Annotated in this window: 24 protein-coding genes and 3 pseudogenes; 14 read left to right on the top strand and 13 right to left on the bottom strand. The window is 70.7% G+C overall.

Translation table 11 applies throughout. The features are described 5' to 3' along the window. Positions 1-30 precede the first annotated feature (30 nt). From JSY13_RS09210 to JSY13_RS09200, 3 genes and pseudogenes are all read right to left on the bottom strand, one after another. Positions 31-926, bottom strand: a pseudogene (locus JSY13_RS09210) (aminotransferase class III-fold pyridoxal phosphate-dependent enzyme); the annotation flags it as partial. Positions 927-980: 54 nt separating this feature from the next. Continuing rightward, entirely contained in the window at positions 981-2,174 is a 1,194-nt protein-coding gene (locus JSY13_RS09205) for an acyl-CoA dehydrogenase family protein (protein WP_259606399.1), read from the bottom strand. After that, positions 2,171-2,920, bottom strand: a complete 750-nt coding sequence (locus tag JSY13_RS09200; protein WP_259606398.1) for an alpha/beta fold hydrolase — start codon at positions 2,918-2,920, stop codon at positions 2,171-2,173. The genes JSY13_RS09205 and JSY13_RS09200 overlap by 4 nt, the downstream gene beginning before the upstream one ends. Here JSY13_RS09200 and JSY13_RS09195 point away from each other — a divergent pair. Both JSY13_RS09195 and JSY13_RS09190 read left to right on the top strand, forming a co-directional pair. Then, complete coding sequence (locus tag JSY13_RS09195) at positions 2,852-4,138, top strand: M20/M25/M40 family metallo-hydrolase (protein WP_336297681.1); 1,287 nt, start codon at positions 2,852-2,854, stop codon at positions 4,136-4,138. The genes JSY13_RS09200 and JSY13_RS09195 overlap by 69 nt on opposite strands. Next, positions 4,135-5,475 (top strand): aldehyde dehydrogenase family protein, encoded by a 1,341-nt coding sequence (locus JSY13_RS09190; RefSeq protein WP_259606397.1) that lies wholly within the window; start codon positions 4,135-4,137, stop codon positions 5,473-5,475. Before JSY13_RS09195 ends, JSY13_RS09190 begins: the two co-directional genes overlap by 4 nt. A 13-nt stretch (positions 5,476-5,488) precedes the next feature. On the opposite strand, the gene JSY13_RS09185 is transcribed toward JSY13_RS09190, so the two are convergent. Then, entirely contained in the window at positions 5,489-6,697 is a 1,209-nt protein-coding gene (locus JSY13_RS09185) for an MFS transporter (RefSeq protein WP_259606396.1), read from the bottom strand. 380 nt (positions 6,698-7,077) lie between these two features. On the opposite strand from JSY13_RS09185, the gene nrdH reads away from it, so the two are divergent. From nrdH to nrdF, 4 genes are all read left to right on the top strand, one after another. Then, entirely contained in the window at positions 7,078-7,311 is a 234-nt protein-coding gene (gene nrdH, locus JSY13_RS09180) for a glutaredoxin-like protein NrdH (protein WP_259606395.1), read from the top strand. Positions 7,312-7,320: 9 nt separating this feature from the next. Then, positions 7,321-7,779 carry a class Ib ribonucleoside-diphosphate reductase assembly flavoprotein NrdI gene (nrdI, locus tag JSY13_RS09175; RefSeq protein ID WP_259606394.1) on the top strand — a complete coding sequence of 153 codons (459 nt, stop codon included), beginning with the start codon at positions 7,321-7,323 and terminating at the stop codon, positions 7,777-7,779. After that, positions 7,776-9,926: a class 1b ribonucleoside-diphosphate reductase subunit alpha gene (gene nrdE / locus JSY13_RS09170; RefSeq protein ID WP_259606393.1), complete on the top strand. Its 2,151-nt coding sequence runs from the start codon at positions 7,776-7,778 to the stop codon at positions 9,924-9,926. Before nrdI ends, nrdE begins: the two co-directional genes overlap by 4 nt. Positions 9,927-10,033: 107 nt before the next feature. Continuing rightward, positions 10,034-11,011 carry a class 1b ribonucleoside-diphosphate reductase subunit beta gene (gene nrdF / locus JSY13_RS09165; protein ID WP_259606392.1) on the top strand — a complete coding sequence of 326 codons (978 nt, stop codon included), beginning with the start codon at positions 10,034-10,036 and terminating at the stop codon, positions 11,009-11,011. An 88-nt stretch (positions 11,012-11,099) separates the two neighbouring features. Here nrdF and JSY13_RS09160 read toward each other — a convergent pair whose 3' ends face one another. Then, positions 11,100-11,771: a LysR family transcriptional regulator substrate-binding protein gene (locus tag JSY13_RS09160; RefSeq protein ID WP_259606391.1), complete on the bottom strand. Its 672-nt coding sequence runs from the start codon at positions 11,769-11,771 to the stop codon at positions 11,100-11,102. Between the two features lie 267 nt (positions 11,772-12,038). Between JSY13_RS09160 and JSY13_RS09155 the strand changes: the two genes are divergently transcribed. From JSY13_RS09155 to JSY13_RS09145, 3 genes are all read left to right on the top strand, one after another. Then, entirely contained in the window at positions 12,039-12,362 is a 324-nt protein-coding gene (locus JSY13_RS09155; protein WP_259608191.1) for a DUF7882 family protein, read from the top strand. 79 nt (positions 12,363-12,441) lie between these two features. Continuing rightward, a complete protein-coding gene (locus tag JSY13_RS09150; RefSeq protein WP_259608190.1) occupies positions 12,442-12,768 on the top strand; it encodes a DUF7882 family protein in 327 nt (108 codons plus the stop codon). Between the two features lie 116 nt (positions 12,769-12,884). Continuing rightward, positions 12,885-13,997 carry a fatty acid desaturase family protein gene (locus tag JSY13_RS09145; RefSeq protein WP_259608189.1) on the top strand — a complete coding sequence of 371 codons (1,113 nt, stop codon included), beginning with the start codon at positions 12,885-12,887 and terminating at the stop codon, positions 13,995-13,997. 44 nt (positions 13,998-14,041) lie between these two features. On the opposite strand, the gene pgi is transcribed toward JSY13_RS09145, so the two are convergent. Together pgi and JSY13_RS09135 are read right to left on the bottom strand one after the other, a co-directional pair. Then, entirely contained in the window at positions 14,042-15,727 is a 1,686-nt protein-coding gene (gene pgi / locus JSY13_RS09140) for a glucose-6-phosphate isomerase (RefSeq protein WP_259606390.1), read from the bottom strand. 26 nt (positions 15,728-15,753) lie between these two features. Then, entirely contained in the window at positions 15,754-16,350 is a 597-nt protein-coding gene (locus tag JSY13_RS09135; protein WP_259606389.1) for a GNAT family N-acetyltransferase, read from the bottom strand. 51 nt (positions 16,351-16,401) lie between these two features. Between JSY13_RS09135 and JSY13_RS09130 the strand changes: the two genes are divergently transcribed. The 5 genes and pseudogenes from JSY13_RS09130 to JSY13_RS09110 form a co-directional block, all read left to right on the top strand. Continuing rightward, positions 16,402-17,331 (top strand): aldo/keto reductase, encoded by a 930-nt coding sequence (locus tag JSY13_RS09130; protein ID WP_259606388.1) that lies wholly within the window; start codon positions 16,402-16,404, stop codon positions 17,329-17,331. A gap of 36 nt (positions 17,332-17,367) precedes the next feature. Continuing rightward, entirely contained in the window at positions 17,368-18,219 is an 852-nt protein-coding gene (locus tag JSY13_RS09125) for a sulfurtransferase (protein ID WP_259606387.1), read from the top strand. Positions 18,220-18,284: 65 nt separating this feature from the next. After that, positions 18,285-18,671, top strand: a complete 387-nt coding sequence (locus JSY13_RS09120) for a PLDc N-terminal domain-containing protein (protein WP_259606386.1) — start codon at positions 18,285-18,287, stop codon at positions 18,669-18,671. Further along, positions 18,671-19,021: pseudogene (locus tag JSY13_RS09115) on the top strand (NAD-dependent epimerase/dehydratase family protein); the annotation flags it as partial. The gene JSY13_RS09120 and the pseudogene JSY13_RS09115, both read left to right, overlap by 1 nt. A 361-nt stretch (positions 19,022-19,382) precedes the next feature. Then, positions 19,383-19,850 (top strand): annotated as a pseudogene (locus tag JSY13_RS09110) (sugar phosphate isomerase/epimerase family protein); the annotation flags it as partial. A gap of 7 nt (positions 19,851-19,857) precedes the next feature. Here JSY13_RS09110 and JSY13_RS09105 read toward each other — a convergent pair. The 6 genes from JSY13_RS09105 to JSY13_RS09080 form a co-directional block, all read right to left on the bottom strand. Further along, the gene (locus tag JSY13_RS09105) at positions 19,858-20,340 is read right to left on the bottom strand and encodes a heme-degrading domain-containing protein (RefSeq protein WP_259606385.1); all 483 of its coding nucleotides are present in this window, start codon (positions 20,338-20,340) and stop codon (positions 19,858-19,860) included. Positions 20,341-20,378: 38 nt separating this feature from the next. Then, entirely contained in the window at positions 20,379-21,296 is a 918-nt protein-coding gene (locus JSY13_RS09100) for an NYN domain-containing protein (protein ID WP_259606384.1), read from the bottom strand. Between the two features lie 57 nt (positions 21,297-21,353). After that, the gene (locus JSY13_RS09095) at positions 21,354-22,334 is read right to left on the bottom strand and encodes a Gfo/Idh/MocA family protein (RefSeq protein ID WP_259606383.1); all 981 of its coding nucleotides are present in this window, start codon (positions 22,332-22,334) and stop codon (positions 21,354-21,356) included. Positions 22,335-22,400: 66 nt separating this feature from the next. After that, complete coding sequence (locus JSY13_RS09090) at positions 22,401-23,693, bottom strand: O-acetylhomoserine aminocarboxypropyltransferase/cysteine synthase family protein (protein WP_259606382.1); 1,293 nt, start codon at positions 23,691-23,693, stop codon at positions 22,401-22,403. Positions 23,694-23,760: 67 nt separating this feature from the next. After that, positions 23,761-24,705, bottom strand: coding sequence for a quinone oxidoreductase family protein (locus tag JSY13_RS09085; protein WP_259606381.1), 945 nt, complete (start codon positions 24,703-24,705; stop codon positions 23,761-23,763). A gap of 9 nt (positions 24,706-24,714) precedes the next feature. Next, positions 24,715-25,509: an EamA family transporter gene (locus JSY13_RS09080; protein WP_259606380.1), complete on the bottom strand. Its 795-nt coding sequence runs from the start codon at positions 25,507-25,509 to the stop codon at positions 24,715-24,717. Positions 25,510-25,522 lie beyond the last annotated feature (13 nt).

Below are 25,522 nucleotides of genomic sequence, written 5' to 3'. Positions count from 1 at the left end.
CCTGTCGACGTCCGCTCGACGGACGGGCTCTCAGAGGATGCGGGCCGCCTCGCCGAGGACCCCGCGGAGGATGTCCGCGATCTCGCGGAACTCCGCGGCGCCGACCGTGAGCGGCGGGGCGAGCTGGATCACCGGGTCGCCCCGGTCGTCGGCGCGGCAGTACAGCCCGGCCTCGAACAGCGCCTTCGACAGAAACGTGCGCGTTCAGCCTCTCCTCGTCGAAGATGTCGAGGTTCTCCAGGGCGACCGCCGCCGACACCGGGTGCCCGCCGAAGGTGTACCCGTGCGGGAAGAAGGTCTGCCCCGTGGAGAACGGCTCGTAGATCCGATCCGACACGATGGTCGCGCCGATCGGCGCGTACCCGCTCGTCATCGCCTTGGCGCACGTGATCATGTCCGGGACGTAGCCGTAGCCCTCGCAGGCGAACGTGTGCCCCAGCCGGCCGAACGCGCAGATCACCTCGTCGGAGACCAGAAGGACATCGTGACGGTCGCAGTTCTCGCGGACCCGGGCGAAGTAGCCCGGAGGCGGCGGAAAGCATCCGCCCGAGTTCTGCACCGGCTCCAGGAACACGGCCGCGACGGTGTCCGGTCCCTCGAACAGGATCATCTCCTCGATCCGGTCCGCCGCCCACCTCCCGAACGCCTCCTCGTCGTCGGCGGGCCCGCCCGCCTCCGCCGCGCGGTAGAAGTTCGTGTTCGGCACCCGGAACCCTCCGGGGGCGACGGGCTCGAACATCTCCTTCATCGCCGGGATGCCGGTGATCGCCAGCGCTCCGTGGGGCGTGCCGTGATAGGCGACCGCGCGGGAGATCACCTTGTGCTTGCCAGGCTTCCCGGCCCAGGCGCCAGTACTGTTTGGCCAGCTTGAACGCCGTCTCCACCGCCTCGCCGCCGCCCGTGGTGAAGAACACCCGGTTCAGGTCGCGAGCGAGCTTGACAACCGAAAGCGAAGCCTCAGTCCGCCTGGAGCTTCGGATTCAGGACTCGAGCGGCCCCAGCCACGCGGTGGCGGCGGTGGCGTGCGCCGACTCGGGGTCGGAGGGGTGGAACATCCCGGCGAGCACGTCCCGGTACAGCCGGGAGAGCTCGTTGCCGGTGAAGTAGGAGCCGCCGCCGGCGACGAGCATCGCCTCGTCAACGACCCGCTTGGACATCGTGACCGCGCGGTGCTTGACGCCGGACAGCAGCGTGAACCATCGGGCCCCGTGGTCGGCCTGTTCGTCCACGTCGCGTGCGAGGGCGGCGATCTGCGGCGGCAGGGCGTCGTAGGCGAGGGCCATGTCGGCGATGCGCCAGCGGATGTCCGGGTCCTGGCTGTACGGCCGCTGAACCGCGCCCTGAGCGTGCCGAAGGGTGGAGCGCCGGGTCTGCGCGGTCGCCACCGCCAGGTCGAGGGCCCGCCGGGCGATGCCGGTGTACACGGAGGCGAGCAGGATCTCGAACACGCTGAAGATGCCGAACACGATCGGATCCGGGTTCGGGCCGGGATCGATCCGCCGCACGACGTGCTCCGGCGCGGCGACGGCGCCGTTCAGGCGCGTAGTGCGGCTCTGGGTGCCCCGCATGCCGAGGGTGTCCCAGTCGCCGCTCGTGGCGACGGCATCCGTGCGATCCACGAACGCGAAGACGAGCTTCGGCGCGTCCTCGCTCGCGGTGTCCAGCCCGTGCAGGCCGAGCCTCGTCCAGACCGGTGCGAGGGAGGTGAAGATCTTGGTGCCGGTGAACGCGTAGCCGCCGTCCGGACGCGGCGCGGCCTCGGCGCTGCTGCCGAACAGCACCAGGTCGTTGCCGGCCTCGCTGATGCCGAACGCGTATACCTCGCCGGCGGCGGCGCCGTCCTGCACGAACTCCAGGCCCGGGACGCCGCGGTCGCCGAACACTTTCGCGACCCCGGTCCACACCAGGTGCATGTTGACCGCGAGGGCGGTGGCGGGGGAGGCCGTCGCCAGGCGCTGCTGCAGCAGCGCCGCCTGCTCCAGCCCGAGCCCGGCGCCGCCCCGTGCCTCCGGGACGAGGATGCGCAGGTATCCGGCATCCCGCAGCTCGTCGAGGTCCTGCTGGGGGAAGGTGTTCTCCCGGTCGTGGATCGGGGCGCGCTCGCGGATCCGCGCGAGCAGGTCGTCGGGCAGGTGCGCGGCGGGGTCTGAGGCGGCGGGGTCTGAGGCGGTCATCGCAGGGCCTCCAGGATCTCGTGGACGGTCTCGTCGGGCTTGTCGCGGTGCGGGGAGTGGCCGGCGCCCGCCACGATCGACATGGTGATGCGCGGGTTCTCCAGGACGGATGCCGCCAGCTCCCCGGTGAACAGGCTGTACACCTCCGGATCGGCGCCGATGATGTGCGTGGGCACGGTGAGGCGCGCGGCCTGCTCGCGCACGTCCCATGGCCGGTTCTGGGCGCTGGTCTCCGCGACGGCCCACGCGCTGGCGCGGCGGACGGCGTCCACCTTGAGCTCGACGTCCTGCGGATGCCAGTGCGGATGTTCGGCGCGCACCGTGGCCTCGGACGGGTCGGCGAAGGCCCGCTCCTGGCTGCGGCGGATGATCCCGGCGTCCCGGCCGGCGACGTGGATCGCCGGGTCGATGAGCACCAGGCGCCGGGTCCAGTGCGGATGCCCGGCCGCCGCGACCACGCCGGCGGCGCCGCCCAGGGAGTGCCCGATCACGGCGTCCCACGCGCCGCCGCCGTCCGGCGCGGTCGCGGCGAGATCGGCCGCGTAGGCGCCGACGGTGTAGTCCAGGGCGCGCGGGGCGTCGCCGTGGCCGCGCAGATCGACGGCCGTGGCCTGCCATCCGGCATCCGCGAGCGCGACGCCGATGCGCCACATCAGGGCCGCGGAGGAGCCGAGGCCGTGGACGAGCAGGGCGCGGCTCGGGCCGGCGCCCCAGACGATCCGGGGGAGCGTGAGCGGTGCGGGCACCGTCCCAGCCTACGGCGGAGGGCCGGCGCGATCGCGCCGGCCCTCCGTGGCGTCTGCAGCGGATCAGCCCCGCGCGACGGATCCGGTCGCCGCGGTGACCGGCTCGGGGCGCGGCACCAGCCGGGTGAGGACGAGGTAGAGCGCGCCGCTGGCCAGGAAGCCGACGATCCAGGCGACGTCCACGTCGGCCAGGGCGACGCCGAGTGGGCCGGTGTAGAGCGGGGTGACCATGAACGGCAGCTGCACGAGCAGGCCCACCGCGTAGGTGCCCAGGCCCACGGCGTTCCACTTCCCGTAGCGCCCGCCGTCCCGCTGGTACAGTACGACGCGCTGCCCGGGCTCGGTCACGCCTGCGGGCACAACCTCATCGCCGCCAGCGCCGTCGGCGCGGGACTCGCGCTGGCCCGCGTCGCCGACGAGCTCGGCATCACCGTCCGCGTCTACGGGACGCCGGCCGAGGAGGGCGGCGGCGGCAAGATCGAGATGATCGAGCACGGCGCGTTCGCGGATCTGGACCTCGCGATGATGGTGCATCCGGCGCCGGTCGATGTGGCCGAGGCGCGTCCGTTCGCCGTGGCGCACAGCCACGTCGCGTACCAGGGCGTGTCGGCGCACGCCGCCGCCTATCCGGACCAGGGCGTGAACGCCAACGACGCCTTCCTGATCGCGCAGGTCGCGATCGGCCTGCTGCGCCAGCAGCTGCCCGCGGACACCCGGGTGCACGGCATCCAGACCCTCGGCGGCGACGCGCCGAACGCGATCCCGGAGCGCACCGAGGGGCGCTGGTACTGGCGGGCGAACACGCTCGAGGAGCTCGCCGAACTGGAGGAGCGCGTGCGCCGCTGCTTCGAGGCGGGCGCCCTCGCCACCGGGGCGGCGCTGACGATCACCCCCGAGTCGAAGCCGTACGCCGAGTTCCGCACCGACGAGCGCGCGCTCGCCGCGTACCGGCGCGCGGCGCGCGAGCGGGGCCGCGTCTTCGCCGATCCGGCGGTGGCCGGCCGGATGAACCGCGCCTCCACGGACATGGGGAACGTGTCGCTGCTCGTCCCCGCCATCCACCCGTACATCGGCGTCGACTCGCTGCCGCACGGCAACCACCAGAAGGAGTTCGCCGCCGCCTGCGTCGGGCCGACCGCGGAGCGCGCACTCCTGGACGCCGCCGTCCTGATGGCCTGGACGGCGATCGACACCATGATCGAAGGAAGAACCGCATGACCACCATCGACTGGCAGACCCGCGCCCGCGACCTCCGGATCGACGGCCGCGCGTTCGACGGGGGCGCCTGGAGCCGGATCGGCGCCGCCGACCGCGGGCGGGTGCTGATCGCGCTGGCGGATCTCATCCAGGAGAACCTGGAGGAGCTGGCGCTGCTGGAGACGCTCGACTCGGGCAAGCCGATCGCGCAGACGCTCACCGTGGACGTGCCGGGCGCGGCGGAGACGTTCCGCTGGTACGGGGAGCTCGCCGACAAGCGCACCGACGAGATCCCGGCGACGCCGCCCGGATCCACCGCGCTGGTGCGCCGCGTGCCGCTGGGCGTGGTCGGTGCGATCACCCCGTGGAACTACCCGCTCGAGATCGCCGCCTGGAAGCTCGCCCCGGCCCTCGCCGCGGGCAACAGCGTCGTCCACAAGCCGGCGACGGAGACGTCGCTGACCGCGCTGCGGCTCGCGGACCTGGCGCTCGAGGCCGGGGTGCCGGCCGGGGTGCTGAACGTCGTGCCCGGACGGGGCTCGGATGTCGAAAGCAGGATCGCCCGGCATCCGGACGTCGACGTGCTGGCGTTCACCGGGTCCACGGCCGTCGCGAAGCGGCTGCTGATCGACGCGGGGTCCTCGAACATGAAGCGCGTCGCGCTGGAGGCCGGCGGCAAGAGCGCCAACCTCGTCTTCGCCGACGCGGACCTCGGCACCGCCGCGGAGAAGGCCGCCTTCGGGGCCTTCTATAACCAGGGCCAGGTCTGCTCGGCGAACTCCCGCGTGCTCGTCGAAAGGGCGGTGCACGACGAGTTCCTGGAGCTTCTCGTGGCGGCCTCCCGCGCGTACGAGCCCGCCGACCCGCTCTCCGGCGGGCCCGGCAACGGCAGCCTGATCAGCACCGCGCACGCCGACGACGTCAGCCCGGCGATCGAGGCCGGCGCACGCGACGGGGGCCTCGTCAGCGGCGGCGAGCGGGTCACGATCACCGGGTCCGACGCGTACCTCCGGCCCGCGATCGTCACCGGGCTGGACGCCGGTCACGACCTGCACCGCAGCGAGGTGTTCGGACCTCTCGTGGTGGTGCATCCGTTCGACACGGAGGAGGAGGCCGTGGCGCTGGCGAACGCGACCGAGTACGGGCTCGCGGCGTCGCTGTGGACGTCCGACCTGTCGCGCGCGCACAGGGTGTCCGAGCGGCTCGTCGCCGGAACCGTGTCGGTGAACACCGTCGACGCGCTGGGACTGACCACGCCGTTCGGAGGCTTCCGGCAGTCCGGCTTCGGCCGCGACCTCTCCCGGCACGCCCTGGACAACTACACCGACTGGAAGACCACCTGGTTCCAGCACGGCTGAGGACCGGGACAGATCAGGACGGCGTGACCGCCACCGGCTCGGTATCCGGGTGCGGGCTGGCGTCGCGATGACGCAGGTCGGGGAAGGCGCGGACGGCGAGCACCGACACGATCAGCCCCACCGCCACGAAGAGCACCGCGGCGAGGTAGGCGCCGGCCGGTCCGCGCTGGTCGATGAGCACGCCCGCCACCGCGGAGCCGGCCGCGGCGCCGATCAGCTGACCGGTTCCCGCCCAGCCGAAGGCCTCGGCGGTCTCGCTGAACTTCACGCTCGCGCTGGTGATCGCGAAGAGCACCGCCAGCGCGGGTGCGATGCCGACCCCGGCGAGCAGGAGCGTGCCGCCGAGCCAGAACACGTTCAGCGACACCATCGTCAGCGCCAGGCCGACGGTCACGATGAGCAGGCGCCGCGCCATCGCCCACGGGCCGATCGGCACGTGGCCGAAGGCGAGACCGCCGGCCAGGCTGCCCACCGAGAACACGGCCAGGACGAGGCCGGCCTCCAGTCCGCCGTGCCCGAAGGTGGCGACCACCCCGACCTCGACCGCGGCGCAGGCGCCGATGAGGAGGAAGCCGAGCACCGTGGCCAGCAGCACCGGGGGCTTGAGCACGACGAGTCCGAAGGCGCGGCGGCTGCGCGGGATGCGCACCCGGCCCACCTCGGGGGAGAGGATGAACCACGCGCCGCCGCCGGCGAGGATCACCGCCACCAGGAGCAGACCGGGCACCGTGCCCGCCTGCGTGGAGACGACGGTGATCACCACCGGGGCGACGATCCAGATGATCTCCTGCAGCGACGCGTCCAGTGAGAACAGCGGCGTCAGATGCCCGGCGTTGACGAGCTTGGGGTAGATGGTGCGCACCGCCGCCTGCACCGGGGGCGTGGAGAGGCCGGCGAGCAGCGCCAGCGCCATGTAGCCGGGCAGCCCGAGCGGCAGCAGCGCCAGGCCGAGCACCGAGAGGACGCACACGACGAGGGTGAGCAGCAGCACGCGGCGCATGCCCCAGGCGCCCATCCAGCGGCTGGTCACGGGGCCGGCGACGGCCTGGCCGACGGATGCCGCGGCGAGCACGATGCCGGCCGCGCCGTAGGAGCCGGTCTGCTGCTCGACATGCATGAGGATCGCCAGGCTCATCATCCCGTTGGGGAAGCGCGCCGTCAGCTGCGCGGCGATGATGCGCGCCACGCCGGGCGTGCGAAGAAGGTCACGATATCCCGCCACCAGAGCAACGATATCGGCGGGACGCGACACCGCGCGAAGCCGCCGGCGGTGCGACACGCCGCGACACGCCGAAGGCGGCTCTCCACAGGAAAACCGATGTCCGAGGGGTGGCGTAGCGTCCGCCCTGTGGATGGATCGCGGACCGGCCGTCGCGAGCCGCGGGAAACCGCGCTTCGAGAGCCCTCCGCCGGCATCCGCGCCTGTGGAAGAAACGGGGGAGAACCTGTGTTGAAACCAGGGAGAACGGTGGAAAACTACACGGATGTAACTACTACCCCTTGTGGTCGCTTCCAATGTCCGTCCCCATATGTAGTATTGAGTTCCCGGCGGGGGTCTGCCGGGGCAACAGCCGGAATCTGAGGGGAAGAAGAGCCAACATCATGTCGATCACGGTCTACACCAAGCCTTCGTGCGTGCAGTGCAACGCCACCTACCGCGCCCTCGACGCCAAGGGCATCGAGTACGAGATCCACGACCTCTCGCAGGACGCGGACGCGCTCGAGCAGGTCAAGGCACTCGGCTACATGCAGGCGCCGGTCGTCGTCACCGACGAGGACCACTGGTCGGGCTTCCGCCCGGACAAGATCGACGAGCTGGCCGCTCGCCTCGCGTGAGGAGTGACCATGAGCGTCGTCGCCACCGCCGCGCCGCTCGTGGTCTTCTTCTCGAGCGTCTCCGGCAACACAGCCCGCTTCGTCGAGAAGCTCGGGCTGCGAGCCCGCCGCATCCCCCTGCACAGCACGGATGAACCGCTCGTCGTGGACGAGCCGTTCGTGCTGATCACCCCCACCTACGGGGGCGGGCAGGGGCGCGGCGAGGAGAAGGGTGCGGTCCCCAAGCAGGTGATCCGGTTCCTCAACGACGAGCGCAACCGGAGACACATCCGCGGAGTCATCTCCGCGGGCAACACCAACTTCGGCGAGGCCTTCTGCCTCGCCGGGGAGATCATCAGCCGCAAGTGCCACGTGCCGCACTTGTACCGGCTCGAAGTCTTCGGCACACAGGACGACGTCGATCGCGTGAGCGACGGATTGGAACGATGGTGGGCAGCGCAATCGAGCATGCAGAGCAGGACGCAATGACCGAGCAGACCGAGGAGGCCTTCAAGGTCAACCCCGCGTACGAGGGCCTGGACTATCACGCCCTGAACGCGATGCTGAACCTGTACGACGCGAACGGGAAGATCCAGTTCGACGCCGACAAGCGGGCGGCGCGGGAGTACTTCCTGCAGCACGTGAACCAGAACACCGTCTTCTTCCACTCGCTCAAGGAGCGGCTGGACTACCTGGTCGAGAAGGAGTACTACGAGGCCGCGGTCATCGAGAAGTACTCGTTCGAGTTCATCCAGAAGCTCAACGACCTCGCCCACTCGAAGAAGTTCCGCTTCGAGACCTTCCTCGGCGCGTTCAAGTACTACACCAGCTACACGCTGAAGACCTTCGACGGCAAGCGCTACCTCGAGCGCTTCGAGGACCGCGTCGTGATGACCGCCCTGGCGCTCGCCGACGGCGACGAGCAGCTCGCCGTGAACCTCGTCGAGGAGATCATCTCCGGCCGGTTCCAGCCGGCCACCCCGACCTTCCTCAACGCCGGCAAGGCGCAGCGCGGCGAGCTCGTCAGCTGCTTCCTGCTGCGCATCGAGGACAACATGGAGTCGATCGCCCGCGGCATCAACTCCGCGCTGCAGCTGTCCAAGCGCGGCGGCGGCGTGGCGTTGCTGCTGTCGAACATCCGCGAGGCCGGTGCGCCGATCAAGCAGATCGAGAACCAGTCCTCCGGGATCATCCCGGTGATGAAGCTCCTCGAGGACAGCTTCAGCTACGCTAACCAGCTGGGTGCGCGTCAGGGCGCCGGCGCCGTCTACCTCTCGGCGCACCACCCCGACATCATGCGGTTCCTGGACACCAAGCGCGAGAACGCCGACGAGAAGATCCGCATCAAGACGCTCTCCCTCGGCGTCGTCGTGCCCGACATCACCTTCGAGCTCGCCAAGAACGACGAGGACATGTACCTGTTCTCGCCGTACGACGTCGAGCGCGTCTACGGCGTGCCGTTCGGCGACATCTCGGTCACCGAGAAGTACCGCGAGATGGTGGACGATGCGCGGATCAAGAAGACGAAGATCAACGCCCGCGAGTTCTTCCAGACGCTCGCCGAGATCCAGTTCGAGTCGGGCTACCCGTACATCATGTTCGAGGACACGGTGAACCGGGCCAACCCGATCAAGGGCCGGATCAACATGTCCAACCTCTGCAGCGAGATCCTGCAGGTGAACACGCCGACCACCTACAACGACGACCTGTCGTACAAGGACATCGGCAAGGACATCTCCTGCAACCTCGGCTCGATGAACATCGCCCTGTCGATGGACGCCGACGACCTCGGGCAGACCGTCGAGACCGCGATCCGTGCGCTGACCGCGGTCAGCGACCAGAGCCACATCCGCTCGGTGCGCTCGATCGAGGACGGCAACGACCGCTCCCACGCGATCGGCCTCGGCCAGATGAACCTGCACGGCTACCTGGCGCGCGAGCGCGTGTTCTACGGCTCGGAAGAGGGCCTGGACTTCACGAACATCTACTTCTACACCGTGCTCTACCACGCGCTGCGCGCCTCCAACCGGATCGCGATCGAGCGCGGGGAGACGTTCGACGGCTTCGAGGACTCGACGTACGCGTCGGGGGAGTTCTTCGACAAGTACATCGAGCGGGAGTGGGTGCCGCAGACCGACAAGGTCAAGGAGCTGTTCGCCCGGCACCACATCCCGACCCAGCAGGACTGGATCGAGCTGAAGGAGTCCATCCAGAAGCACGGCATCTACAACCAGAACCTGCAGGCCGTCCCGCCGACCGGGTCGATCTCGTACATCAACAACTCGACGAGCTCGATCCACCCGATCGCCTCGAAGATCGAGATCCGCAAGGAGGGCAAGCTCGGCCGCGTCTACTATCCGGCGCCGTTCATGACGAACGACAACCTGGAGTACTACCAGGACGCGTACGAGATCGGCTACGAGAAGGTGATCGACACCTACGCCGCCGCCACCCAGCACGTCGATCAGGGTCTGTCGCTGACGCTGTTCTTCAAGGACACCGCCACCACTCGCGACATCAACAAGGCCCAGATCTACGCCTGGAAGAAGGGAATCAAGACGATCTACTACGTGCGGCTCCGTCAGCTGGCGCTGGAGGGCACCGACATGACCGAATGCGTCTCCTGCATGCTGTGACCCTTCCCGGTCGTCGAGCGAGGGCCGCAGGCCCGGAGACCACCGGCCGTTGAGCGAGGGCCGCAGGCCCGAGACGAAACGCACACTCAGACACTTCAAGGAACACCATGACCCCTGAACAGATCAAGCTGGCCACCGAGGTGCAGGCGATCAACTGGAACCGGATCGAGGACGACAAGGACCTCGAGGTCTGGAACCGCCTCACCGGGAACTTCTGGCTGCCGGAGAAGGTGCCGCTGTCCAACGACATCCAGTCGTGGAACACGCTCACCCCCGAGGAGCAGACCCTCACGATGCGGGTGTTCACCGGGCTCACGCTGCTGGACACCATCCAGGGAACGGTGGGTGCGGTCTCGCTGCTGCCGGATGCGCTGACGCCGCACGAGGAGGCGGTGTACACCAACATCGCGTTCATGGAGTCGGTGCACGCGAAGAGCTACTCGTCCATCTTCTCGACGCTGTGCTCGACGAAGGAGATCGACGAGGCGTTCCGCTGGTCGGTAGAGAACCCGAACCTGCAGAAGAAGGCGCAGATCGTCCTGCACGACTACCGCGGCGACGAGCCGCTGAAGCGCAAGATCGCCTCCACCCTGCTGGAGTCATTCCTGTTCTACTCCGGCTTCTACCTGCCCATGCACTGGTCGAGCCGCGCCAAGCTCACCAACACCGCCGACCTGATCCGCCTCATCATCCGCGACGAGGCCGTGCACGGCTACTACATCGGCTACAAGTACCAGCGCGGGCTGGAGCAGGTCGACCAGGCCAAGCGCGACGAGCTGAAGGACTACACCTTCTCGCTGCTGTACGAGCTCTACGACAACGAGGTGCAGTACACGCAGGACCTCTACGACGCCGTCGGCCTCACCGAGGACGTGAAGAAGTTCCTGCACTACAACGCCAACAAGGCGCTGATGAACCTCGGCTACGAGGCGATGTTCCCGTCATCGGTGACGAACGTGAACCCGGCGATCCTCTCGGCCCTGTCGCCGAACGCCGACGAAAACCACGACTTCTTCTCCGGGTCGGGCTCCTCGTACGTGATCGGCAAGGCGGTCGCGACCGAGGACGACGACTGGGACTTCTGAGTCGCAGTCAGCACGGCTGACAGAGGCCCGGCCCGCAGGATGCTGCGGGGCCGGGCCTCTTCTCATGACCGGCCGGCACCATGACCTGTCACGCGCTCGCGTCGTCGACCTCGCCGATGTCGGGGATCGTGGGGAGCCAGTCGGCGAAATCGTCCACCCAGCGCTCGATCGCCCTGACCGCGTAGTGCGACGGATCCCATCCCGCATACAGGCGCATCCGAACCCGCTTCCCCCGCTGCATGATCCGCACCGGCCTCAGCCCGAAGACGGCCGCGTTGGTCAGGATCGCCGCCCCGCGACCGGTGGCCGCCACGCCCTGTGCCATGAACGACGAGGCCATCTCTATGGCGCTCGCGGGCTCCAGCCGCTCGGCGGCCAGCGCGTCGTCGAACACCGTCCGTGCGGCGTTGGTGCGATCCATGAGCACGAGCGGATGCCGCACCAGCTCGGACATCTCGACCTCGCCGCGTCCGCCGAGCGGATGATCGGGGGGAACGTGGGCGCTCAGGCCGACTTCGCACAGCAGGCGATCCGACCAGCGGGCAGGCGGAGGGACGGTGGAGACGCCGAGGTCGGCTCCGATCTCGACGGCGCGTTCGAACACCACCGCGGGGCTCGCCTCGACCGCGTCGATGATCGGATGGGACGACCCGCGCTCGGCGGTGAACGGGGCGAGGGTGCGCAGAATCGTCGCGAACGGAGCGACCACGGTGAACTGCGTCTCACGGAGGCGATCGGCGCCCAGCGCGGTCCGTGCCATCTCCTCCCGGCGGACGAGATCCCGAACGATCGCGAGGAAGCGTCTGCCGGCGTGGGTGAGCCGGAGCGCACCGTGACCGCGTTCGAAGAGCGTGGTGCCGAGCTCCCCGAAAGCGGGCGGCGACGGTACGCTCCTGCGCCGCGGACACGTAAGGGGTTGCATCCCTTCGGCGGGTGTGTCAGCAGCGACAGGTATCTTGAGCCCGCCGGTGTCAAGAAACGTCCGGCACGCATGGTGCCGGCGCCCCGCGAGGAGTGTCGTCCTGACATGGGGAGAATCATCTATGACGGGTCCGAATACCCGATCGAAATCGACGATCGGACCCTTGCGCACCTCAAGGTCGTGATCGCGACCAAGCTGCGCCGGAACGAGGCGTTCACGTTCTCGTGGGTGCATCCGGACAGCGACAACGGCGGCAGGTCGACGATCTGGCTGCATCCGTCCATCCCGCTGCGCTTCGTCTTCGAGGATCCGAAGCCGCCCGCACTCAATCGCGAGTGGATCGAGCGGCTCATGCACTCCGCGAACTCGAGCGGCGGTATCACCTTGCTGGAGGAGAACGTCCCCGAGAACGTGTCCGAAGCCGTGTGAGCGAACCCGATCTGTCGCGACTGTGTCGGGCGCGTTACATGATGCCGCCGAAACGCTCCTGGTGCGCTACGGTCGGCATATGGGCGCACTTTTCTACGGTCAGTCCGACGACCCGATACACATCGATGATCGCGCGCTGGCGCACCTGAAGGTGGTCATCGCAACGAAGCTCCGCCGCCAGGAGAGCTTCACGCTGTCCTGGCGGCATTCGGACGGGGACGCACCCGGCCGGTCGACGATCTGGATGCACCCGTCCATCCCGCTGCGGTTCGAATTCGAGGAGTCGGAACCGCCCCAGCTGAACCGTGAGTGGATCGAGCGGCTGATGCACCTCGCGAACACGACCGGCGGCATCATGCTCGTCGACGAGGTGATCGATCCGGACCAGAGTCTCGCAACGGCCTGAGCGGCCCCGGCGCGTATGCCCATGCCTGCATACGCAGGCGCGTAGCCTGGCATCAGCGATCGGCATCCGCCTTTGGCTTCCACAGCTCAAGGGCTTCCGATCGGCAGGAGAAGGCCATCTCTCTCACCCAGACCGCTCCCCCCACCGCCACTCTCGGCCCCGTCCGGCAGACGTACGCCGGCACCGCGGACTTCCCGCCGATGGCGAAGGCGTACAACCAGGTCTCGCAGGTGGTGCGCGAGACCGGCCTGCTGCGCCGCACCCCGGTGTTCTACGGTCTCGTCGCCGCCGGCATCCTGCTGGGCTTCGCCGGATGCATCGCCGGGTTCCTCCTGCTCGGCGACAGCTGGTTCCAGCTGCTGATCGCGGGGGCCCTGGGCATCCTGTTCACGCAGGTCGCGTTCCTCGCGCATGAGGCGGCACACCGTCAGATCCTCTCCAGCGGGCCCGCGAACTTCCGGCTCGCGCGCATCCTCGCCGGCATCGTCGGCATGAGCTACTCCTGGTGGGACTCCAAGCACACCCGGCACCATGGCAACCCGAACCGGGTCGGCAAGGATCCGGACATCGAGGTCGACACCATCTCGTTCCTCGACACGGATGCCGCGCGCTCGCGCGGTCTCACCCGGCTGATCACCCGCAGACAGGGCTGGCTGTTCTTCCCGCTGCTCACCCTCGAGGGGCTGAACCTGCACGTCCTCGGCCTCAAGCACCTCGTCTCGCGGGGCCCGGTGAAGGGCCGCTGGACCGAGCTCGGCCTCATCGCCGCGCGCTTCGCGCTCCTGCTCACCCCGATCTTCCTGCTGCTGCCGCTGGGCATGGCCTTCGCCTTCCTCGGTGTGCAGCTGGCCGTCTTCGGCGTGTACATGGGCGCGTCCTTCGCGCCGAACCACAAGGGGATGCCGATCATCGCGCCGGACGCGAAGCTCGACTTCTTCTCCAAGCAGGTGCGCACCTCCCGCAACATCAGCGGCGGCTGGTGGGCGACCTGGCTGATGGGCGGGCTGAACTACCAGGTGGAGCACCACCTGTTCCCCAGCATGCCGCGGCCGCACCTGGCGCGGGCGCGCGAGATCGTCCGCGAGTACTGCGCGACCCACCAGGTGCCGTACACCGAGACGACGCTGCTGCGCTCCTACGGCATCGTCATCGCCTACCTGAACCGGGTCGGCCTGGCGGCGCGCGACCCGTTCGACTGCCCCGCCGCGGCATCCTTCCGCCGCGTCTGACGCCGCGCACGGCGGCCCGGTGAGCTCGCGGCGAGAGACACCGCTCAGCGGCTGCGGTGCTGGTGGTAGTAGGCCAGCAGCGCGCGGGTGGAGGGGTCCTGCGCGTCGATGGCGGCGTCGTCGCCCTCGAGGGCAGGGGCGATCTGCAGGGCCAGCTGCTTGCCGAGCTCGACACCCCACTGGTCGAACGAGTTGATGCCCCACACCACGCCCTGCGTGAAGGTGATGTGCTCGTACAGCGCGATCAGCTGGCCGAGCACCTGCGGGGTGAGCGCCGGGGCGAAGATCGAGGTCGTCGGCCGGTTGCCGGGGAACGTCCGCGCGGCGACGAGGGCGCCGGTGGTGCCCTCCGCCTCCACCTCGGCGGCGGTCTTGCCGAAGGCGAGCGCCTTGGTCTGTGCGAGGAAGTTCGCCAGGAACAGCCCGTGCACGTCGCGTCCGCCGTCGCTCAGCGGGTAGGCCGGGTTGACCACGGCGATGAAGTCGGCCGGGATCAGCCGGGTGCCCTGATGGATCAGCTGGTAGAAGGCGTGCTGGCCGTTCGTGCCCGGCTCGCCCCAGAACACCTCGCCGGTGTCGGTGGTGACCGGGGTGCCGTCCCAGCGGACCGACTTGCCGTTGGACTCCATCGTCAGCTGCTGCAGGTACGCCGGGAAACGGCTCAGCTGCTGCGCGTACGGCAGCACGGCGTGCGACTGCGCGCCCAGGAAGTTCACGTACCAGACGTTGAGCAGGCCCATCAGCACCGGCACGTTGCGCTCGAGCGGCGTGGTGCGGACGTGCTCGTCCACGGCGTGGAAGCCGGCCAGCAGGTCCCGGAACGCCGCCGGCCCGAGCGTGATCGCCAGCGAGAGGCCGATCGCCGAGTCCACCGAGTACCGGCCGCCCACCCAGTCCCAGAACCCGAACGCGTTGGCCGGGTCGATGCCGAACTCGGCGACCTTGTCGAGGGCGGTCGAGACGGCGACGAAGTGGTGCGCCACGGCATCCGCCCGGCTCGCGTCGTCCTCGCCCACGGCGCCGGATGCCGCCAGCCGCTGCCACAGCCAGTCCCGGGCCAGCCGCGCGTTGGTGAGCGTCTCGAGCGTGGTGAAGGTCTTGGACGCCACGACGAACAGCGTCGTCTCCGGGTCGAGGTCCGCCGTCTTCTGGGCGATGTCGGTGGGGTCGATGTTCGACACGAAACGGGCCTCGATCCGCCCCGCATCCGCGAACGGGCGCAGCGCCTCGTACACCATCGCCGGCCCGAGATCCGACCCGCCGATGCCGATGTTCACCACGTGCGTGACCTTCTTGCCGGTGACGCCGCGCCACTCGCCGGAGCGCACGCGCTCCGCGAAGGCGGTGAGGGCGTCGAGCACCTCGTGCACGTCGCGGTCCACGTCCTGACCGTCGACCACGAGGGCGGGGGAGGCGCCCGCCGGGCGACGCAGCGCGGTGTGCAGCACCGCCCGGTCTTCGGTGGTGTTGATGTGCGCGCCCTCGAGCATCGCGGCGAACCGCTCCGTGACGTGGGTCTCCTCGGCGAGGCGCAGCAGCGCGGCGAGGACGTCGTCGGTCACCAGGTTCTTCGACAGGTCGACGTGCAGGTCGGCGAGCGGGAACGTGAGCCGCTCGGCGCGCTGCGAATCCTCGGCGAACCAGCGCCGCAGGTCGGGGGAGAAGCCGTCACGGAGGGTGGAGAGGTCGGCCCAGGCCGAGGTGCGAGTGGGGTCGATCGGTGCGCTCATGCGACCAACGTTAGCGTCGCGCCGTGTCAGGCGTGTTTCGCGAGTCGCGCCTCCAGGTTCGCCTCCACGGCCGGCCACTCGGGCTCGATGATCGAGTACTCCACGCTGTCGCGGAGAGCGCCGTTGCGGTAGCGGCCGATCGCCCGCATCACGCCGTCCTGCTTCGCGCCCAGTCGCTCGATGGCGGCCCGGGACTGGAAGTTCACCCACTGCGTGGTGAAGCCGACCCGGTACACGCCCAGCGTCTCGAAGGCGTGCCGCAGCAGCAGCAGCTTCGACTCGGCGTTCGTGCCGGTGCCGTGCGCGGACGGGCGGTTCCAGGTGTAGCCGATGTGCAGCCGCGGCACGTCGGCGACGATGTCGTAGTACGTCGTCATCCCGAGGACGCGTCCGGCGGCATCCACCGCGGTGAACGGCACCATCTCGCCCTTCTCCTGGAGCGCCAGCCGGCGCTCGATCTCGGCCTCGATGCCGTCCGGCGCCGGCACCGAGGTGTACCAGGCCCGCCGCCACAGGTCCCCCTCGGAGACCGCTTCGATGAGGTCGTCCCGGTGCTCTCGGGTGAGCGGACGCAGCTCGACGAGGCGGCCGGTGAGGGTGATGGGGTCGATCGCGAATGCCATTCCGCCATTCAACCAGCGCGATAGCGTGGTCCCGACACGGGAGGAGCCCCCATGAAGCACGTCCCCTTCGGCGCCGGGACCGCGCCGGCCGTGATCGCCGGCATGATGCGGATCACGGAGAAGACGGATGCCGAGATCCGCACCCTCTACGACACCGCGCGCGACGCGGGCGTGGACTTCTTCGACCACGCGGACATCTACGGCGGTGACATGCACGTGTGCGAGGACCGGTTCGCCGCCGCTCTGCAGCTGACCGCGTCGGAGCGAGAGGAGATCGTGCTGCAGACGAAGTGCGGCATCGTCCCCGCGCAGGGCATGTTCGACTTCTCCTACGAGCACATCGTGGCCCAGGTCGAGGGGTCGCTGCGGGCGCTGCGCACGGACTATCTCGATGTGCTGCTGCTGCACCGGCCGGACGCCCTGGTGGAGCCGGACGAGGTCGCCCGGGCGTTCGACGAGCTCGAGTCCTCGGGCAAGGTGCGGGCGTTCGGCGTCTCGAACCACACGCCCCGGCAGATCGACCTGCTCCGCACCGCGGTCCGCCAGCCGCTGATCGCGAACCAGCTGCAGCTGTCGATCACGCACGCGCCCATCCTCGCGCAGCCGCTCGCGGCGAACATGCTGGCCGCGGACCAGAGCATCGTCCGCGACGGCGGCGGCATCGTCGAGTACTGCCGCATCAACGGCATCACGATCCAGGCGTGGTCGCCGTTCCAGGGCGGCTTCTTCACCGGCGTCTTCCTCGGCAATCCCGAGTACCCGGAGCTCAACGCCGTGATCGACCGGCTCGCGGCGTCCTACGGCGTCGAGCCCATCGCGATCGCGACCGCGTGGATCACCCGGCATCCCGCGAAAATGCAGGTCGTGCTCGGCACGACGACGCCGGAGCGGGTGACGGATGCCGCGGCCGGCGCCGACGTCGAGCTCAGCCGCGCGGAATGGTACGAGCTGTTCCGCGCCGCCGGGCACATCGTCCCCTGATCGTCCCCCCTGATCGTTCCTGAGAGCGGAGGAGCCATGGTGAACCCCCTGATCCAGGCCGAGGAGCTGCAGCGGCGCCTCGGCGAGGTGCACGTGCTGGACGCCCGCTGGCAGCTCGGCCGCGACGACGGCCGGGAGCAGTACCTCGCCGGCCACATCCCCGGTGCCGTGTTCGTCGACGTGGAGCGGGAGCTCGCGCGGCACGGCGAGCCGCACGAGGGCAGGCACCCGCTGCCGCGGGACGCCGACCTCGCCGCCGCGGCGCGGCGCTGGGGCATCCGCCGCGGGGTGCCGGTCGTGGTGTACGACGACCACCGGATGCTGGCCGCCTCCCGCGCCTGGTGGGCGCTGCGCCGGGCCGGCGTGGCGGATGTGCGTGTGCTGGACGGCGGATGGCCGGCGTGGCTCGCTGCGGGCGGGGAGATCCAGACCGGGGAGGTCGTCGTGCCCGAGGGCGACGTCGAGCTCGCAGCGCCCGGGGATGCCGGCACGATCGACACCGAGGGCGCCGCGCGCTGGCCGGAGCACGGGGTGCTCATCGACGTCCGCGCGCGGGAGCGCTACCGCGGCGAGATCGAGCCGATCGACCCGGTCGCCGGTCACATCCCGGGCGCGCGGAACCTCCCGATCGGGGAGCTGCTCACCGCGGACGGCCGGTTCCGCCCGGCGTCCGACATCGCCGCTGCGCTGGACGGCATCGGCGCCGGCGTCGACACCCCGGTCGCGGCGTACTGCGGGTCCGGGATCACCGCGGCCCAGTTCGCCCTCGCCGGGGCCATCGCCGGCCGCGACGTGACGGTGTATCCGGGGTCGTGGAGCGCGTGGTCCAACACGCCCGGCCGCCCGGTGGCGACCGGGGCTCTCGATCGCCTTCCTCCCGGTCGTTGAGCGAGTCGGTCCGCTCGCGGGCATCGTCCGACGACCGGGAGTCGCCGGTCGTCTACCCTGAGACCATGCCGTTCCTGTTCACCCTGCTGACCATCGCGCTGATGGTGTTCGCCCTCGTCGACATCATCCGGCGGGAGGACGCGCAGGTGCGGTACATGCCGAAGTTCGTCTGGCTGCTTCTGGTCATCCTGCTGCCCCTCATCGGCAGCATCCTGTGGTTCGCCATCGGCCGGGAGTACCCCGACGGCGGCATCCGTCTCGGCGGGCCCGCGCGGGCACCGCGAGCAGTCACGGCCGCCCCTCCGGCGCCGCCGGCGGCGCCGCCGGCGCCCGCCGACACCCGCACCACCGAGGAGCAGATCGCCGACCTGGAGCGCGAGATCGAGGAGTGGCGGCTGCGCGAGGAGATCGCGAAGCGCAAGAAGGAGCGCGGCGAAGAACAGGACGGCTGATGCGGGCGGTCCTCGGCGGCGGCAGCGGCTTCCTCGGCCGCGCCCTGCGCCGCGCGCTTGAGGAGGACGGGTACGAGATCGCGGTGATCGGCCGCGACGGCCCGGATGCCCGGTGGGACGACCCGGACGCCGTGCGCGGACTCGTCGACGGCGCCGACCTGCTGATCGGCCTGGCCGGCCGGAGCGTGAACTGCCGCTTCACCGACCGCAACCGCGAGGAGATCCTGCACTCCCGCCTCGACACCACCCGGGTGCTGCGCGAGGCCGTGGCGCAGTCCGCGCATCCGCCCGCGGTGTGGATGAACGCGAGCAGCGCCACGGTGTACCGCTACGCGCTCGATCGGCCGCAGACCGAGGCGGACACCGAGTTCGACACGGGATTCTCCCCGGACGTCGCGCTGGCCTGGGAGGAGGAGTTCTTCCGCGGCGCGCTGCCGGCCACGCGGCGGGTCGCTCTCCGCATCACCATCGTGCTCGGGGACGGCCCCGCCACCGACCTGCTCTTCCGGCTCGCACGGTGGGGCCTGGGCGGACCGCAGTACGACGGCTGGTGGTTCCCGCACCGCCGATACCGGGGGATCGGGCAGCATCCGACGCAGCCGCGGCAGCCCCTCGGCATCCGCTCTCGCGGCCGGCAGAAGTTCAGCTGGATCCACCTCGACGACGTCGTGGGGGCGGTGCGATTCCTCCGCGACCACTCCGGGATCGACGGTTCATCCGGGCGAGATCGCCTACGATTACTGGACGTCCGTGCGGGCGCTGGAGGCGATCGACCGCCGTCCCGCCTTCGGCTTCAACTGGGATCCGTCCCACATGATGTGGCAGAACATCGATCCGGTCGGCTTCATCTGGGACTTCCGGGACCGCATCTACCACGTCGACTGCAAGGACACCCGGATGCGGCCTCGCAACGGCCGCGCCGGCGTGCTCGGCTCGCACCTGCCTTGGGGCGACCCGCGTCGCGGCTGGGACTTCGTGTCCACGGGTCACGGCGACGTGCCCTGGGAGGACGCGTTCCGCGCGCTGGACGCGATCGGCTACACCGGGCCCATCTCCATCGAGTGGGAGGACGCGGGGATGGACCGCCTGCACGGGGCCGCGCAAGCGGTCGGATTCGTGCGGTCGCTGCTGTGGCCGCCGCCGGAGGCGTCGTTCGACGCCGCGTTCAGCAACCAGTAGCCGGGGCTCAGTCGCGCGCGGTCGCCAGGTGCTGCTCCAGTGCCTCGACGACCAGCGCGTGGTCGTCCGCCTGCGCCAGGCCCGACACCGTGACGCTGCCGACCACGCCGACGCCGGCGACGGTCACCGGGAAGGCGCCGCCGTGCGCGGCGTAGCGGGCCGGGTCGTTCCACGGCTTGTCGAGGAAGTCGGCCCCGGATGCCTTGTGGCTGAGGCCGACCAGATACGAGCTCTGCCCGAACCGGGAGACCGTGTTCGCCTTGCGGGTCGCCCAGCCGTCGTTGTCGGCGGAGGTGCCGGGAAGCGCGGCGTGGAACAGCACCTGCTCGCCGCGGACGATGCGGATCGTGATCGCCAGGCCGCGTTCGCGGGCGGCCCGGACGAGCCAGCTCCCGATCTCCCAGGCCTCGTCGAAGGTGAAGCGGGGGAGCACCAGGCGCTCCTCCTGGGCCCGGATCTCGGCGATCCGGGTGCGCAGCTCCTCGGTCATGGTTCCTCCCTCGGTCTCGAACGCGGCGGCTGTCCTCCTCAGCGCTCGCGCAGGCGCACCAGGCGCTCGTGCCCGGTCTCCTCGAGCTCGGCGATGTCGTCCCGCGACTTCAGGAAGTCGGAGAACGACCGGTAGCCGAGCGCCTTCTCGCTGAAGGACGGGTCCATGCGCCGCATGTGCGTCTTCACCGCCGAGCTGTGCAGCCACTCGTCGGCATCCGCCTTGTCATGCCCGAGACGCAGTGCACGCTCGAGCAGCTGCGTCGCCTCGCCCTGCTCATCGAGCTTCGGCGCGGCCATCGCCTTGCGGGTACTGCCTCCCGTCTTCCCCTCGGCTCGCTCCTTGGCGGGCGCGGATGCCGTCGCGACGACCTCGGCACGCGGCGTCGGGCGGACCACGCCGGGCAGCGAGTCGTACGCCTCGAACTCGTCGCACGCCGCGGCGAGCGACTTCGCGGTGGAACCGGCCACCCCCACGCCGATGACGTAGCGGCCCAGCCGCTTGCAGCGCTGCGCCAGCGGCACATAGTCGCTGTCGCCGGCGACGATCACCACGTGCGTGAGGTCGGGCAGGCGGAACATGTCCTCGACCGCATCCACGGCGAGGCGGATGTCGGCGCCGTTCTTGGCGTACGCGGCCGCCGGGAACAGCTGCACCAGGTCCACCGCGCGCGCCACCAGCTGCGTGCGGTACTCGGCGTTCACGGGCGAGGACCAGTCGGCGTACGCGCGGGTGAGGACGAGCGTGCCGAAGGAGGCGGCGTAGTCGATGATCGCGCCGACCTCGATCATGGCGCGGCTGAGCCGGTCGGCGACCTCGGCGTCGTTCGGGTCGTCGGCGATGCGCTGCCGGTCCTTGCCGTAGGCGTTGCGGCCGTGCACGCGGTCGTACCAGGAGATGACGATGTTGTCGAAGTCCAGGTAGACCGCGACGCGGGCGTCCGTGCTCTCTGCCATCAGGTCGTTCCTCCGTGGGCCATCAGGTCGTTCCTCCGTGGGCCATCAGGTCGTTCCTCACTCACCCGGGTAGGTGACGCCGATCTGGCGCCGGATCTCGTCGAGGGTGCCCATGATGGCGACGCTCTCGGCCACCGGGAGGATGTCCCCGGCGAGGGTGCCGTCGGCGACGAGGCGCTCCGCCGCGAACGCCTGGAACTGCATGCCGCGCCCGTCCACCCTCGACACGTACTCCTCGAGGACCTCGCCGGCCGGCGCGACCACCCGGAACGACGTCGGGGTGTACCAGACCCGGTCGATCTCGATCCGGGCATCCGTTCCCACGACCACCGCCGTGTTCGGCCCCGCCGCGCGCGACGACGAGATGCTGGTCGACACCGCGCCGCCCTCGTGCGTCATCACGGTGGCGACCTCGCTGTCGGCGCCCGTCTCGACGAGCCGGCCCGACGCCTTGACCGAGGTCGGCGCGCCCAGCACGTCCCAGATGAACGAGATCGAGTAGATGGCGAGGTCGAGCAGGGCGCCGCCGCCGAGCTCGAGCGCGTTCAGCCGGTGCGCGGGGTCGGAGGGCAGCAGCTGGGTGTGATCCGCCGTCACCGCGCGCAGCTCGCCGAGCGTCCCCGCCGCGAGGATCTCGCGCAGCCGCACCATGTGCGGCAGGTAGCGGGTCCACATCGCCTCCATCACCAGGAGGCCCTTCTCCTCCGCCAGCCGCTGCAGATCCTCCGCCTGCGCCCGGTTGATCGTGAACGCCTTCTCGACCAGGGCGTGCTTGCCGTGCTCCAGCGCGAGCCGTGCGTTGGCGTGGTGCATCGGATGCGGCGTGGACACGTACACGATGTCGACGTCCGGGTCGGACACGAGCGCCTCGTACGACCCGTGCGCGTGCGGGATGCCGAAGCGCTCGGCGAAGGCATCCGCCGCCTGCTGCGTGCGAGAGCCGACCGCCACCAGGTCGAGGCCGGCGGTGCGGAGGTCGGAGGCGAAGGCGGAGGCGATGCCCCCGGTGGCGAGGATTCCCCAGCGAAGACCGGTCATGCACTCAGACTAGCCCGCGCGGGCGCGGCCCGGCGGGCGAGCGGACGGCACCCCGCGCCCCGGACCTCAGATCCCGGCGAGCGCCCGGTCGAGATCCGCGATGAGGTCGTCCGGGTCCTCCAGACCCGCCGACAGCCGGATCGTCGTCGGCGAGATGCCCGCCGCGGCGAGCTGCTCGGCCGTGAGATGCGAGTGCGTCATCGACGCCGGGTGCGCGACCAGGCTGCGCGCGTCGCCGATGTTCGCAACCAGGCGCCACACCCGGAGGGCGTCGATCACCCGCGCGACCGCCTCCTGCGCGGCCCGGTCGGCGGGGGCTGCGAGATCGAACGAGAACACCGAGGGCACCCCGCGCGGCAGGTACCGCGCGGCGAGGTCGTGCCACGGGTTGCCGGGCAGCCCCGGGTGGTTCACCGCCGCGACCGCCGGATGCCGCTGCAGATGCTGCGCCACGGCGAGCGCCGTGGCGCTCTGGCGGGTCACCCGAAGGTCGAGCGTCTCGATGCCCTGCAGGATCTGCCACGCGTTGAACGGCGACAGCGACGGGCCCAGGTCGTGCACGTACTTCGACTTCACCAGCGGCACGAAGGACTGGCCGATGCCGAAGCGCTCCCACAGCACCAAGTCGCCGAACCGCGGGTACGGAGCGGTGAACTGCGGCCACCGCTCCGGCTCGGCGCCGAAGTCGAAGCTGCCCTGGTCGACCACCACCCCGCCGAGGGAGGTGCCGTGACCGGAGAGGAACTTCGTCGCCGAGTGCACCACGAAGTCCGCGCCGTGCTCGCCCGGCCGCACCAGGTAAGGGGTGCCGACGGTGTTGTCGATCACGAGGGGCACGCCGGCCTCGTGCGCGATGTCGGCGACGAGGCGGATGTCCAGCACCTGCGCGATCGGGTTCGCCACCGACTCGGCGAACACCGCGCGGGTCTCGGGCCGGATCGCGTCCCGCCAGGCGTCCGGGTCGTCCTGGTCGACGAAGGTCACCGGGATGCCGAAGTCGGCGAACGTGTCGTGCAGCAGGTCGACCGTGCCGCCGTAGAGCTGGTTCGCGGCCACGATGTGCCCGCCGCGGCCCGCCAGGGCGAGCAGCGTCACCGCGACGGCGGCCTGCCCGGAGGCCACGGCGGCGGCGGAGGCGCCGCCTTCGAGAGCGGCGACGCGCTCCTCCAGCACCTGCTGGGTCGGGCTGGCGTTGCGGCTGTACAGGTTCCCGGACTTGCGCAGCGCGAACAGCTCCGTGGCATCCGCGAGCGAGGCGAACTGGTACGCCGCCGTCTGGTGGATGGGCGGGATCGCGCCGTTCTGCGGCGTGCCGGGGACGTAGCCGGCCTGGATCTGAAGGGTCGCGAACGCGCTCATGCCGTCCATCATCCGGGCAGGGGCCCCGCCCGCGCCCGGTCTGTTACCGCCGGTTACCGCCGCGGCGTCACGGCACCAGGATGATCTTGCCGCGCGCCGCGTGCTCCTCGATCAGCTCGTGCGCCCGCGCCGCCTCGGCCAGCGGCAGCTCCGGCCCCAGCTCCACCTGGAAGTCGCCGGCCTCGATGAGGTTGATGGTCAGCGGCAGCGCCTCCGCCCGCCAGGCCTTCTCCTCGTCGGTGAGCGGCACCGGGCTGCCGCCGGAGAACGCGCGGATGCCGAAGTCCGCCGCCTCCGGGCCGCGCACGAGCGTCGCGATCCGGTCCCGGTCGGGGACGAGTGCGAGCGAGGTCTGGATGGCCTCGTCCGTGCCGACCACGTCGATCGCGACCGTGATGCCGCCGGGCGCCGCCTCGCGGACCCGCTCGGCGAGCCCCTCGCCGTAGGCGACCGGGATGCCGCCGAGGGCGCGCACCTGCTCGAAGCGCTCCGGGCTGGCCGTGCCGATCACGGTGGCGCCCCACAGCGTGGCGTACTGGACGATCGCCTGACCGACGGCGCCGGAGGCGGCATGCACCAGCACGGTGTCGCCCTTGCGCACGCCCAGCGAGCGCAGGGTCTGGTAGGCGGTGCCGGCCGGGATGCCGAGGGCGGCGCCCTCGGCGGTGGTCACGCCGTCCGACAGGCGCGCCAGGTGCGCGGCCGGCACGGCCAGAGCCGTGGCGTAGGTGCCGACGGTGTCGCGGATCGCGACCCGGTCGCCGACCCCGAAGCCCCGCACGCCCTCGCCGATCGCCGTGATCACCCCGGCGCCGTCGAAGCCGACCCGGCGCGGCCGGGTGATCGGCGGCGACGGCCGGCGGCCGCCGCGCAGCTTCGCGTCGAGGGGGTTCACCCCGGCGGCCTCGATCCGCACCACGACCTCGCCCGGACCGGCGACGGGATCGGGCACCTCCTCGAGGCGCAGGACGTCAGGGGCACCGATTTCCGTGTACACGATCGCTCGAGCCATGGTCCCAGGCTAGTCGGCCGGGATCACCGCCGGGGCGACCCCGCGCGTCTCCTGCCCCGGCGGCGGCGCGAGCACGAGCAGCACCAGCACGAGCCCGATCAGCCCCAGGCCGACCCAGCCGATGAGGCTCAGCCGCTCGCCGACGATGAGCACCGCGAGCACGGCGGCGACCGCGGGCTCGGTCAGGGTGAGCGTGGTGGCGGCGATCCCGAACACCGCTCCCATCGACGCCGCACGGCTCACGCCCGCGCCCATCAGGCGGGTCGCGGCCCACGAGTAGATCGCGTATGTCGCTCCGGCGACCAGGCCGAGCAGGATGCCGGCGAACGTGCCCCACAGCGCGCGACCGGCGTCGCCGTCGAGGGTGGACAGGCACAGCAGCGCGCTGCCGAGGATGCCGGCCGCGGCCGCCGCCACCCACCAGCGTCCCAGCCGCGCGCCGTCGACGACCCGCTCCAGCACACCGGAGGCCAGCGGCGCGGATGCCAGCGAGACCCCGGTCCCGATCGCGACGCCCGCGAGGTGCATCGAGCTGTAGAAGGCGAGGGGGTAGATCGTCACGGACAGGGCGCCGGCCGCCACGAGAGCGCGGTGCTCGTGCAGCCGGACGCGCGCCTCGCGCAGCGGCCGGATCGCCACGGCGGCCTGCAGTACGCGGCCGACGCCGAGCGCGGCCGCGGCGATCGCGAGCGGCCCCGCATCCGAGGCGAACGTCGCCGCCGTCCCGGTCGTGCCCCACAGCACCGAGGCGGCGGTGATGGCGAGGATCGCGAGCAGACGGTGCGGCAGACGGTGCTGGTGCATCAGACGGTGCCGG

This window comes from Microbacterium neungamense (genome assembly GCF_024971095.1).
In the GTDB taxonomy this organism is placed as follows: Bacteria; Actinomycetota; Actinomycetes; order Actinomycetales; family Microbacteriaceae; genus Microbacterium; species Microbacterium neungamense.
This window is presented reverse-complemented; position numbering and strand designations above follow the sequence as displayed.

Bases quoted from the DNA above. Each gene is read 5' to 3' on its own strand.
- JSY13_RS09205 (WP_259606399.1), bottom strand. From the start codon at position 2,174: ATGACCGCCTCAGACCCCGCCGCCTCAGACCCCGCCGCGCACCTGCCC.
- JSY13_RS09190 (WP_259606397.1), top strand. From the start codon at position 4,135: ATGACCACCATCGACTGGCAGACCCGCGCCCGCGACCTCCGGATCGAC.
- nrdH (WP_259606395.1), top strand. From the start codon at position 7,078: ATGTCGATCACGGTCTACACCAAGCCTTCGTGCGTGCAGTGCAACGCC.
- nrdI (WP_259606394.1), top strand. From the start codon at position 7,321: ATGAGCGTCGTCGCCACCGCCGCGCCGCTCGTGGTCTTCTTCTCGAGC.
- nrdE (WP_259606393.1), top strand. From the start codon at position 7,776: ATGACCGAGCAGACCGAGGAGGCCTTCAAGGTCAACCCCGCGTACGAG.
- nrdF (WP_259606392.1), top strand. From the start codon at position 10,034: ATGACCCCTGAACAGATCAAGCTGGCCACCGAGGTGCAGGCGATCAAC.
- JSY13_RS09160 (WP_259606391.1), bottom strand. From the start codon at position 11,771: ATGGCACGGACCGCGCTGGGCGCCGATCGCCTCCGTGAGACGCAGTTC.
- JSY13_RS09155 (WP_259608191.1), top strand. From the start codon at position 12,039: ATGGGGAGAATCATCTATGACGGGTCCGAATACCCGATCGAAATCGAC.
- JSY13_RS09150 (WP_259608190.1), top strand. From the start codon at position 12,442: ATGGGCGCACTTTTCTACGGTCAGTCCGACGACCCGATACACATCGAT.
- pgi (WP_259606390.1), bottom strand. From the start codon at position 15,727: ATGAGCGCACCGATCGACCCCACTCGCACCTCGGCCTGGGCCGACCTC.
- JSY13_RS09135 (WP_259606389.1), bottom strand. From the start codon at position 16,350: ATGGCATTCGCGATCGACCCCATCACCCTCACCGGCCGCCTCGTCGAG.
- JSY13_RS09130 (WP_259606388.1), top strand. From the start codon at position 16,402: ATGAAGCACGTCCCCTTCGGCGCCGGGACCGCGCCGGCCGTGATCGCC.
- JSY13_RS09125 (WP_259606387.1), top strand. From the start codon at position 17,368: ATGGTGAACCCCCTGATCCAGGCCGAGGAGCTGCAGCGGCGCCTCGGC.
- JSY13_RS09120 (WP_259606386.1), top strand. From the start codon at position 18,285: ATGCCGTTCCTGTTCACCCTGCTGACCATCGCGCTGATGGTGTTCGCC.
- JSY13_RS09105 (WP_259606385.1), bottom strand. From the start codon at position 20,340: ATGACCGAGGAGCTGCGCACCCGGATCGCCGAGATCCGGGCCCAGGAG.
- JSY13_RS09100 (WP_259606384.1), bottom strand. From the start codon at position 21,296: ATGGCAGAGAGCACGGACGCCCGCGTCGCGGTCTACCTGGACTTCGAC.
- JSY13_RS09095 (WP_259606383.1), bottom strand. From the start codon at position 22,334: ATGACCGGTCTTCGCTGGGGAATCCTCGCCACCGGGGGCATCGCCTCC.
- JSY13_RS09090 (WP_259606382.1), bottom strand. From the start codon at position 23,693: ATGAGCGCGTTCGCGACCCTTCAGATCCAGGCCGGCTACGTCCCCGGC.
- JSY13_RS09085 (WP_259606381.1), bottom strand. From the start codon at position 24,705: ATGGCTCGAGCGATCGTGTACACGGAAATCGGTGCCCCTGACGTCCTG.
- JSY13_RS09080 (WP_259606380.1), bottom strand. From the start codon at position 25,509: ATGCACCAGCACCGTCTGCCGCACCGTCTGCTCGCGATCCTCGCCATC.